We start from the raw sequence: 11,074 nt of genomic DNA, 5'->3' as shown, positions 1-11,074 counted from the left end.
GCTCAGTGTGACATTGGATGGAGATTTGAGATTTGAGATTTGAGACGGGAGGCGTGACAGGAGACTAGAATTTAGAGGCTAGAGGCTAGATGCTAGATGCTAGAAACTAGACAAAACAAATGGGGCATTCTGGACAATTTGGGAGCTCCCCTACTCTGTTTGGAGATTGGGGAGGGTCTTTTCTCTTTTCTCTTTTCTTTATTCTTTAATCTCAATTGAGCAACTAATTAATAAACAGGAAACAATTAATTATCTTTGTATAAAACCGAAATAGAATGATTTTTATTGAAAACGAAAACCATACCAATCCGAGGTTAAATCTGGCATTGGAGGAATATGCGCTGCGGAATTTTAGTGCGGAGCAGGATTATTTGCTGTTTTATATCAACGAGCCTTCAATAATTATAGGGAGAAATCAGAATACCCTTGAAGAGATAAATCACGAGTATGTAGATGAAAAGAAGTTGCACGTAGTTCGAAGAATTTCGGGTGGCGGGGCTGTATATCACGATTTTGGGAACCTCAACTTTAGTTTTATTACCAATCACGATATAAAAAGCTTAAACAATTTTAAAAAGTTTACTGCACCAGTGATTAAAGTATTAAAGAGCTTAGGCTTAGATGCCGAGCTTAAAGGACGCAACGATATACAAGTAGAAGAAAAGAAGATTTCGGGGACGGCACAGTTTTCTACGGGAAAAAGAATGGTAAGTCACGGAACCCTTTTATTTAACACCGATTTGGGGGAAGTGGTAAACGCCCTAAACGTAAAGATGAGCAAGATTGAGTCTAAAGGACATAAATCTGTACGAAGTAGAGTGGCGAATATTACTGAGTTTTTAGAGGATCCCCTGCATATTACAGATTTTAGGAAGCTTTTATTGGAAGGCTTATACGAAGAAAACGAGCCTTTTGAAAGCTACCGTTTAACGACCGATGAATGGAAAGCCGTACACGAGCTCAAAAAAGAAAAGTACGATACTTGGGATTGGAACTACGGTAGGTCGCCTAAGTTTAATATTCAGCGTAGCAAGCGTTTTGCTGTGGGTGAAATAGATTTGCGCATTTTTGTGAAGAAAGGGAAGATAAAGGAATTTAAAATATTCGGGGATTTCTTTGGAAAGGAACCTATTGAAAATCTTGAAAACCTTTTAATGGACGTGCGATATGAAAAGGAGGATATTGTGGACTTATTGAAAGCTGTGGAGATTAAAGAGTATTTTGGAGATGTTGATAAGGGGGAGTTTGTGGAATTGGTTTATGGGAGGTGAAGGGGGATGTGAGATGTGAGATTTGAGATGTGAGATTTGAGATGTGAGATTTGAGATTTGAGATGCTAGAGGCTAGAGGCTAGAGTATAGAGTATAGAGTCTAGAGTCTAGATGCTAGATTTTGGACGTAGGACGGTAGGACTTAAGACGTAGGACGAAATGACTTGTCCTGAAATAGGTTGACAGACGATACAAGATCGCTGCGCTGCAGGAAGCAGGAAGCAGGATTAATTGACAGGACGGGGTGCTCACCTTGACATTTTGCTTAGCCTGACATATTGCTTGCGATGAGATGAGTTAGACCGTGGGGGTTCGACTGCGCTCACCCTGACAATTGGATGGCAACGGGGGTTCGATCCGATAGCTATCGGATGCGCTTTGGCTGTGCTCAGGGCAGGCTGCTCACCCTGACAATAGGGCTTGCGATGAAATGCGTTAGACAGCGGGGTTCGACTGCGCTCACCCTGACATTTTGCTCATGTTGAGATTTTGATAAAAAAAAGCTAAAAATGTAGATACACTTTTAGCTTTCTTTGATGGTTGTGGTGGTGGTAAATTACTCTACGATAAATTTACCTTGCATAAGGGCGTAGTGGCCGGGGAAGGTACACATGAAAGTGTAGGTTCCGGGGGCTGGGGCTTCGAACTCGATAGTGTCGGTTTCGCCACCACCTAACATTTTGGTGTGTACAATAATTTTATCGGCCATATCGGTTGGGATATAGTCGGTGTCTTTTGCAGAAGCAGCCGCTTGTCCTACTGCAGCCATATCGGCGTCTTGAGTAAGTAAGGCCCAGTTATGTCCCATAACAGTAACATCCATTGTTCCTACGTGTTTTAAGGTTAGAACTACCTTTTGACCAGCTTTAACGCGAATTTCAGATTTGTTGAATTTCATTTGGTCGTTTCCTTCTATGGTTACTTTGGCTACGGTATCGTCAACTTCAGCTGGAGCAGCTTTTTCTTCAACCTGGGTGCCGATTTGCATTGCTGGTTTTTCTTCTTTTTTGTTGTCGCCACAGCTAATTGCTATAGCTCCCATAAATACTAAGATTAACTTTTTCATTTTTATATAGAATTTAGATTAATTATAAATTAGAGACAAAATTAACTTCTATTTTTAGGATTGCAAAATATACTGGGGATGATTTGTGAAAAATTGGGAATGTTGTAACATTTTTTTGTGGGGGGGGTGTGTTCCTGTGCCGTAGGCACAACATATGGGTAGAAAAAATAGTAATGTATAAGCCATTGTCCTGTAGGGACAACATATAAAAGCCGTGATTTTTGAAGATGGTTGATTTTTGAGATGAGTTAATGGTTAATGGTTGTGGGGGGAGGTAGGTGTTTGTTTGTGGTGGGAGGTGGGTGTTTGTTTGTGGGGGGGAGGTGCTATCATGTAGAGGTTGCTTCGGTCGTGCCTCCCTCGCAATGACCTTTCGGCTGTGCTTGGGATGGGTTGTTCACGCTGACATTTTGCTTGCGAAGGGAGGCGTTAGACGGCGGGGTTCGACTGCGCTCACCCTGACATATATTGCTTGCGGGGGTATGCGTTAGACAACGGGGTTCGACTGCGCTCACCCTGACATTGGGATTGGGGGTCGACTGCCTTTTGGCTCCGCTCAGGACGGGCTGCTCACCCTGACATTGGGAATGGGATTCGATCCGATAACTATCGGATGCGCTTCGGCTGTGCTTAGGACGGGCTGCTCACCCTGACAATGGGGCTTGCGGGGGTATGCGTTAGACAACGGGGTTCGACTGCGCTCACCCTGACATTTTGCTTGCGAAGGGATGCGTTAGACAGTGGGGGTTCGACTGCGCTCACCCTGACATTGGGAGGGCGATGGGATGAGTTAGACCGTGGGGGTTCGACTGCGCTCACCCTGACATTTGGCCTGTCCTGACATATTGCTTGCGGGGGGATGCGTTAGACGGCGGGGTTCGACTGCGCTCACCCTGACAATAGGTATGGGTTAGCGTTTGCCGAAGGCTTTTTGCCAGAAGGTTTGTTTCTTTTGACCGTAGGTGTAGCCGTATTTGTTGCCGTAGCCGAAGTTGGCCATGCTTACGTTGTTGAGGACGAAGGCTACATGCTTTAACTTTTTGGTTTTTTCCTGTTCTATGGGGAAGTCTAGGAGTTTCTTTTCGGTGTAGCCGGCTCTGAGGGTGTAGAGGGTGATGTCGGCGTATTTGTTGATTAAGAGGGTGTCTGTCACCAACATGGATGGAGCGGTGTCCACTACTACGTAATCAAATTGATTGGCGAGATTTTCAAAAAGATCGCCGGCCCTTTTTTGCATCCATAGCTCGGCGGGGTTTGGGGGGATGGTACCACTCATCATAAGCCAAAGGTTGTCCTGTATTTTGGAAGCCTGTAAATAATCGTCAACGGTGCTGTCTTTATAAACCAGGTACTCCACTACTCCATTGTTTATATATTCGTGGTGGATATAACGTTGCAATTGTGGGTTACGAATGTCTGCACCCACCAGCACAACTTTGGCACCACTGTTTGCCAAGGTAATGGCAAGGTTAGATGAAACAAAGGTCTTCCCCTCACCTTTTACGGTAGAAGTAACAAAAATTACTTTGCCTCTCTCCGTTTCTTCTTGCTTATCGAGCATTAAATATTGTAAGTTGGTACGTAAGATTCTAAAGGACTCTGCCAAGATGGAGTAATCGTTAACTTGGACAAGTTCTTCATCCTTTTTACCCAATTCCGGGACTTCACCAACAATAGGGATGTCGCCGCCGTTGCGCTCTATGTAAGCACGGTTTCTAATTTTGTTATCTAGGAGTAGTTGGATGTATATTACAAGAAACGGAATTAAGAGACCCAAAATTAAGGCTGCCAGTAGGATTATTTGTCGTTTAGGAGATACCGGTCCTGAGGAGCTATATGCACTATCAACTATTTTTGCTTTAGGGGTGGTTACCGCCAAAGAGATTGCTGTTTCTTCCCGTTTTTGCAATAGGTATAAATAAAGAGCTTCCTTAATTTCCTGTTGGCGGCTGATGCTTCTGAATTGTTTTTCCTTGGCAGGAATGGCAGATATTTCGCCACCAATCCTAGCGCCTTGTTGGTTTAATCTGTTGCGTTGAATTTGTAAGCCACTTTTTACATTGGAAAGGCTTTGCTTGATATTGGCACGTAAGCCTGCGATTTGATCTTCTAAACCTACTACAAGAGGGTTTTTTAGAGTACTGCTTTGTAAAAGTTTGTTGCGTTGTAGGATTAATTGGTTATACTGTTCTATTTCTCCAGCGAAGCCTTCTTTATCTACGCCTAAATTAGCAGGAAGCAGATCGTCTGGACTGCCATTATCAATGTATTCCTGCATGGTATTTACCAAAGCGATTTGGGTTTCTACTTCCAGTTGTTTTTTATTAAATTCACTGGCATTTTCTAGAAATAACTGGCCTTCCGCCGCAATGTCCGTTAAGCGGTTTTCTTGCTTAAACTCTACTTTGCCAGTTTCTACACTGTCTAATTCGCTGGTGATGATTTCTAAACGGCTTTGGATGAAGTTGGCCGTGTTGCGAGAAATCATGTTTTTATCGTTAATAGCATCTTCGTTATACTGTTGGATAAGTTCATCGAGAATGGCTTTAGCTTTTTCTGGGACGGGAGAGACCAATTCCAAACCAATAACGGTGCTGTTTTTACTCACTTGAGTGGCCGTAATACCGTTTCTGAGACTACCAACAACAGCATCTTTATTACTAATGCTTACACGAAGTTCATTATTTTCAGAATTTTTGTTTAAAACCGATAAGTTGGGAGTAACTACAAGGGTACCCCAGTCGAAGCTCAGAGGTTCACCAAACTTATGGGTTTCCTTATTTTGGCCTTCTATTTTAAGGGAGAAGGTGGTGGTTGAAAGGGGATTGATATATAGATAACCACTGGGAGTTCCACTTTTTTCGGGAGTAGGCAGTAGTTTTACTTCAAAAGAGAGGTTATCATAAACCTCGGCATCGCGAACGTTACCTTCTTTGTAATATCGGACTTGCAAGTTTAGTTCATCAACAACTTTTTCGGTAAGGGATTTTGATTTTAGGATTTCGAGTTCGTTGTCGAAGTCGGAAGAAGAAAGCCCAGCAAGGCCCATGTCTTGAAAGGCAGAAAGCTCTGTAAGGGCATTACTTTTTTCATCTTTAATTAGGATAGTGGCAGTTACCTTGTAGGAAGGAACCGTATAACGTAAATAAAGATAAGCACCCGTTAATGCTAGTAGGACGCCAATGATAAACCACGGCCAGTAGCGCAAGTAGGCTTCTAGCTGTTCGCGAAGGGTTAGTTCCTGGTCTTCGGAGTGGGGGTGGGATTGGGGTTGGTCTTGCATTCTGTTGTCGGTTATCTGTTGTTGGTTGTCGGTTGTCGGTTGTCGGTTGTCGGTTGTGGGTTGTAGGTTGTGGGTTGTGGGTTGTCTGTTGATTTTAATCTCTACCTGAACACAATTACCAGTACTGATAAAAGTAGGGAGGCGATGCTTATGTATATAGTGGTATTCCTATTAAAGCTGCTGCTTTGAATTTGGGCGTTGTTGGGTTCTACGTATATTACGTCGTTTTGTTGAAGGTAGTAGAAATCGCTGTTTAATACGTCGGAATCTCTAAAGTCCAAGTATTTGTATTGTTTTCCGTTGCCATTGTCGCGGATTACAAGCACATTATCTCTTCGGCCAAAGATAGTCATATCGCCTGCGAGACCAAGGGCCTCAGGCAAGGTGAGTCTTTCGCCTTCTACATTATAAGTGCCGGGGCGCGCTACTTCACCTAAGACGCTTACTTTAAAATTTACAATTCGAATAGTGACAATAGGATCTTTTACGTATTCGGAAATACGGTTGACCAACATCTCACTTAGCTCTGTGCGAGTTAAGCCCGCAACCTTTATCCTACCTAGGACTGGGAAGTCAATAGTACCATCTTGGGCTGTGAGGTAGTTTTGTTGTTGAGCTGAACTTGATGTTAATCCAGAATTTCCAATAGTAGGACGTGTTTCACTAATTAAGTTAAAGGGACGGACGGCCTCTAGGTCATAAGCGGAAACGACAATACTTAAGAGGTCGTTGGGTTGGATTTTAAAGCTATTCTCAACACTGTCCATTAGCGCTTTTTTTTGCTCTAAGTCTTGGAAGTAAACGATTTTTTGTCTAGGTACGCAAGAGGCGCCCAATATAGCTATTAGAACGAAAAGTAAAACTTTACTTATTAATCCCTTCATTGGTTGTTTTTTTTTGCAAAGATATGGTTTCTTTGGTATATAGTGTTAGTAAATTTTGTTGTATTGAATGTCGGTTGTGAGTTGTCGGTTGTGGGTTTTCGGTTGTGGGTTGTCTGTTGTTGGTTAGCGGTTGATGTTCCAAATTTCATGAACATCCCCCTAGCCCTTCCCGAAGTAAATTCGGGACAAGCCCGAAGTAAATTCGGGACAGGCTCTTCGAAGGGGGGATTGCAGTGGAACTTCAAATGATATTCCATAGTGTGTTGGTTCTTTTAGTCTTGGGTCGTGGGTCTTTAACTTCATTATTTGCTTACGACATTGACTATAACTCATAAATCATAACATATTACAATATTTCATATTTAGTACCACTCTCGTGGTTCACTTGATTCCCGTTGTCTTGGTTCCTTGCGTTTGTTGTGGCTTAGTTTAGGTTTGGGTTTTGACAGCTACTGGTTTGGGGTGTTTTTGGTTGGGGAGGGGGTTGCCGTTTAGGATGGTGACTTCTACGGGTTTTTCGAGGAGGTCTAGATCTTGGTACACGGAGTTTTGGCTTAGGAACTCGGGGACTAAGGCTTTTAGTTTTTTGATTATTTCACGCTTTTTGCCCACCTTGTTTATTAAAATGTCTAAATGATCTAAGGCTTGGCTTACGTATTCGTATTCGTACTCCACTACTCCACTTACCATAATCTTTGGATGGAAGGTAGATAGCATTTGCTCGCCATCATTGAGGAGCTCTTCGTATAGTTTTTCGCCCTCCCGAAGACCTGTTATTTCTATTGGAATGTCTTCGTAGGGTTTTAGTCCGCTTAGTTTGATCATACGTTCTGCCATGTCGAGGATGCGCACAGGCTTGCCCATATCGAATACAAAGATCTCTCCACCTTTGCCCATTGTACCCGCTTGTAATACCAATTGACAGGCTTCGGGGATGGTCATGAAGTAACGGATGATATCTTTATGGGTGACGGTAACAGGGCCACCGTTTTTTATTTGTTCTTTAAAGAATGGTATTACTGAGCCATTACTACCCAATACATTGCCAAAGCGAGTGGTGATAAATTTTGTGGTAACACCGGGTTTGCTTTGTAAGGCCTGAACGTACATTTCGGCAGCGCGTTTGGTAGCGCCCATTACATTGCTTGGGTTTACGGCTTTGTCTGTAGAAACCATTACAAAGCGCTGGCAGCCATAATCGCAGGCCAGTTTTGCCAAGATACGGGTACCCATAGTATTGATGCGAATGCCTTCACGAGGATGGTTTTCGATCATAGGCACGTGCTTGTAGGCGGCGGCGTGATAAACGACGTCAAAACGAAACTTTGCGAAAACTCCTTCCATACGACCTTGTTGTGTGACGTCGGCGAGATAGCATTGATATTTTAATTTGGGGAAGGTTTTTTTAAGGTAGAGATCGATGCTATGTAAGGCACTTTCGGCATTGTCGAGAATGATAAGCTTTTTAGGTTTAAAGACGGCAACCTGTTTTGCTAGCTCGGACCCTATACTACCGGCACCGCCAGTAACCAAGATGGTTTTGCCACGGAGATCGTTGCAAATTAGCTGGGTATCTATTTCTATAGGGTCACGTTCTAGCAAATCCTCAATTTGCAGGGGAGCTATTTTAAGGTGTACGTCTGATAGTTTATCCCATTTTTCGGGCATAAAGGTATTGTAAACTTCAAGACCGGCAGCGAAGGTTTTTTCGACAATACGATTTTTCTCAGGAACCGATAAAGTATCGCCAACCAAGAGTAAGCCTTGAATATTATATCTTTTCTTTATAGCTTCTAATTCGTTTTCTATGGCCCCACAGCAGTTAAGGATGGGTAAGTTCATAATTTTATAATTATGACCTTTTTCATTGGTGCTTAAGAAGGCAATTGGACGGTAAGGGGAATGGGCATCATTGATAAGGGACTGGGCTAAGCCGATACTAGTGTCGGACACGCCAAAGACCAAGATGCGTTTTTTTGAATTTTGAGAGGCTGTATTACTTAGGAAACGATACGACTCCTTTACGAGAATACGGAATGCCATAAGGAAACCGAATGATAGGAAGGTGTATAAAAGCAAGCCAGTACCCGAAAAGACTTGGTTACCGGTATAGGAAATATAGGCACTATTACCTATCATAGCTAATAGGAAGACGGAGGCTGAAGCCAGGGCAATTCGGTAAACATCGGTAAAGGTACTGTGCCTTATTATACCTGAATAGGTTCTAAAGAGACCAAAACAGAGTAATTGGAGCCCCAGAATAATTAGGGATTTTTCTACTAGCGATAATACCTGATAGGTAGCAATAGGAATATTGCGTAGGATAAAGACTGTTATTAAATAAGAAAACAAGCAGATGCTTAAGTCGATTGCAACAACTGCCCAGCGGGGGAGGAAATGTTGTTCTAAGACGTAGGTTCTAACTCCTGCGTACTGTTTGCGTAAAAATCCTTGGTTGGCGTGTTTTTCCATAATACTATCTTTTTAAAAATGTGAGGATAGTGTTGGCTATACGTTGGCGATCTTCTTCGTTGAGGTTACTGCCAGAAGGAAGGCAGAGACCTGTATTAAAGAGGGATTCGCTAGTAGTATTGCCATAATATGGGGAGTTTTTAAAAATTGGTTGTAAATGCATTGGCTTCCACAACGGTCTAGACTCGATGTTTTCGACCTGAAGGGCTTCTCTTAGGGTGTTAGGGTTGTACTTTTTGTCAGGGTTTTTAAATGTTATGCAACTAAGCCAATGGTTACTAAAGTAATCATTACACGGCTCTTTAAAAACCATTATGTCCTGAAAGTTAGAAAAAAGTTCGTTATAAAACAAGTTCATTTTTCTTCGTAAGGCCACGTGCTTGTCTAAAACCTCCATCTGGCCCCTGCCAATTCCAGCACAAATATTGCTCATTCTATAGTTGTAGCCGATATGACTATGCTGATAATGAGGGGCGTCATCACGAGCTTGGGTAGCGAGGAATAAGGCTTGTTGTTTATGTTTTGGTTTTCTGGTTGCTAAGGCACCACCGCCAGAAGTGGTAATAATTTTATTCCCATTGAACGAAAGGATGGAGAAGTCGCCAAAAGTGCCACATTTCTGTCCTTTATAGCTACTACCAAGCGCTTCGGCACTGTCTTCAATTAGGGGGATGTCGTATTTTTTAGCTAAGGCTGTAACCTCATCGACTTTATAGGGCATCCCATATAGGTGAACGGCTATAATAGCTTTGGGTTTTTTACCTAGGGCAAGGCGATCGATAATAGCTTCTTCCAAATAGGTAGGAGAAAGGTTCCACGTATCTGGCTCGCTATCTATAAAAATGGGGGTTGCGCCTTGATATACGATTGGGTTGGCGGAGGCGGAAAAGGTCATACTTTGGCAAAGTACCTCATCTCCCCTACCTACACCAAGCATAATTAACGATAAATGAATTGCTGCCGTGCCAGAGCTGAGGGCAGCAACGTGAGTGTCCTGGCCGAGATAAGATTCCAAAGCAAGTTCAAAAGCATTGACATTTGGCCCTAGTGGAGCTATCCAATTGGTGTTAAAAGCCTCCTGAACATAATTTTGTTCAGTCCCACCCATATGTGGCGAAGAGAGATAAATCTTTTCTTTCATAGCATAATATACAAGCTTCGTTCTACAATTAATTATAAGGGGAGTTATATTAATTTAAAACAAATAGCAATTGTGTAATAGGTTAATCCATCAAGGTTTTGCCTTGATTAGACTACTGGGGAGATGCAAAGGTAGGGAAATTTTGGGAATTGGGGTTGAGGGTTTAGTGTTTTTTTGATGGTAGGTGATATCATGTTGAGGTTGCTTCGGTCGTGCCTCCCTCGCAATGACGAGTTGGTTTTATTCAAATTTGGATGGGGTGATGCGGTTATGCATCCCTCGCAATGACCCTTCGGCTGTGCTCGGGGCAGGCTAGTTAGTTTTAATTAAATTTGGGTAAATTTTAGTTGGTGGGTTGTTTTGCTGTGTTTGAGAGGATGATTTGTTTTGAATAAGATATATAATGTTATAATAATGAAGGTTTCGCATGTATATATGATGACGAATAAAAATAACACTGTATTGTATACAGGTGTTACATCTGATTTAAAACGGCGTGTTTTTCAGCATAAAAGTAAGTTTTATAAAGGGTTTACTAGCACGTATAATTGTGATAAATTGGTTTATTATAAGGAATTCAGATATATAACTGATGCTATTGCTTTTGAAAAGAGAATTAAATCTGGAAGTAGGAGAAATAAGATTAGGTTGGTTGATGAAATGAATCCGGAGTGGGAGGATTTATTTGAGAGGTTGAATGGTGGGTAATGAGGGGTTGTGATTTTTTGTGGTGGTAGGTGGGATCATGTAGAGGTTGCTTCGGTCGTGCCTCCCTCGCAATGACGAGTTAGGTTTTATTCAAATTTGGCTGGGGTGATACGGTTGTGCCTCCTTCGCAATGACCCTTCGGCTGCGCTCGGGGCGGGCTGCTCTGCTTGACAGTTGGTTTATGTTTCGTGTGTGGGTTCCTTCCCCTCTGTAATTATTTTAATTTGAAAGATGTGTGTTTATTTAAGG

7 protein-coding genes are annotated in these 11,074 nt (G+C 42.5%); 2 read left to right on the top strand and 5 right to left on the bottom strand.

The window, feature by feature from the left end; genetic code table 11:
- The first annotated feature begins 275 nt into the window (after window positions 1-275).
- On the top strand, window positions 276-1,271 hold the full coding sequence (locus tag K8089_RS15575) for a lipoate--protein ligase (RefSeq protein ID WP_237604225.1): 996 nt from the start codon (window positions 276-278) through the stop codon (window positions 1,269-1,271).
- 556 nt (window positions 1,272-1,827) lie between these two features.
- Here K8089_RS15575 and azu read toward each other — a convergent pair.
- From azu to K8089_RS15550, 5 genes are all read right to left on the bottom strand, one after another.
- The gene (azu, locus tag K8089_RS15570) at window positions 1,828-2,337 is read right to left on the bottom strand and encodes an azurin (RefSeq protein ID WP_237604224.1); all 510 of its coding nucleotides are present in this window, start codon (window positions 2,335-2,337) and stop codon (window positions 1,828-1,830) included.
- A gap of 910 nt (window positions 2,338-3,247) precedes the next feature.
- The gene (locus K8089_RS15565) at window positions 3,248-5,620 is read right to left on the bottom strand and encodes a GumC family protein (RefSeq protein WP_237604223.1); all 2,373 of its coding nucleotides are present in this window, start codon (window positions 5,618-5,620) and stop codon (window positions 3,248-3,250) included.
- 101 nt (window positions 5,621-5,721) lie between these two features.
- On the bottom strand, window positions 5,722-6,387 hold the full coding sequence (locus tag K8089_RS15560) for a polysaccharide biosynthesis/export family protein (RefSeq protein WP_237604222.1): 666 nt from the start codon (window positions 6,385-6,387) through the stop codon (window positions 5,722-5,724).
- A 546-nt stretch (window positions 6,388-6,933) separates the two neighbouring features.
- Entirely contained in the window at window positions 6,934-8,643 is a 1,710-nt protein-coding gene (locus tag K8089_RS15555) for a polysaccharide biosynthesis protein (RefSeq protein WP_237604221.1), read from the bottom strand.
- A gap of 337 nt (window positions 8,644-8,980) precedes the next feature.
- The gene (locus K8089_RS15550) at window positions 8,981-10,117 is read right to left on the bottom strand and encodes a DegT/DnrJ/EryC1/StrS family aminotransferase (RefSeq protein WP_237604220.1); all 1,137 of its coding nucleotides are present in this window, start codon (window positions 10,115-10,117) and stop codon (window positions 8,981-8,983) included.
- Between the two features lie 414 nt (window positions 10,118-10,531).
- On the opposite strand from K8089_RS15550, the gene K8089_RS15545 reads away from it, so the two are divergent.
- On the top strand, window positions 10,532-10,825 hold the full coding sequence (locus K8089_RS15545) for a GIY-YIG nuclease family protein (RefSeq protein ID WP_237604219.1): 294 nt from the start codon (window positions 10,532-10,534) through the stop codon (window positions 10,823-10,825).
- Window positions 10,826-11,074: the final 249 nt, after the last annotated feature.

The organism is Aequorivita vitellina, assembly GCF_022008365.1.
Classification (GTDB): Bacteria; Bacteroidota; Bacteroidia; order Flavobacteriales; family Flavobacteriaceae; genus Aequorivita; species Aequorivita vitellina.
This window is presented reverse-complemented; position numbering and strand designations above follow the sequence as displayed.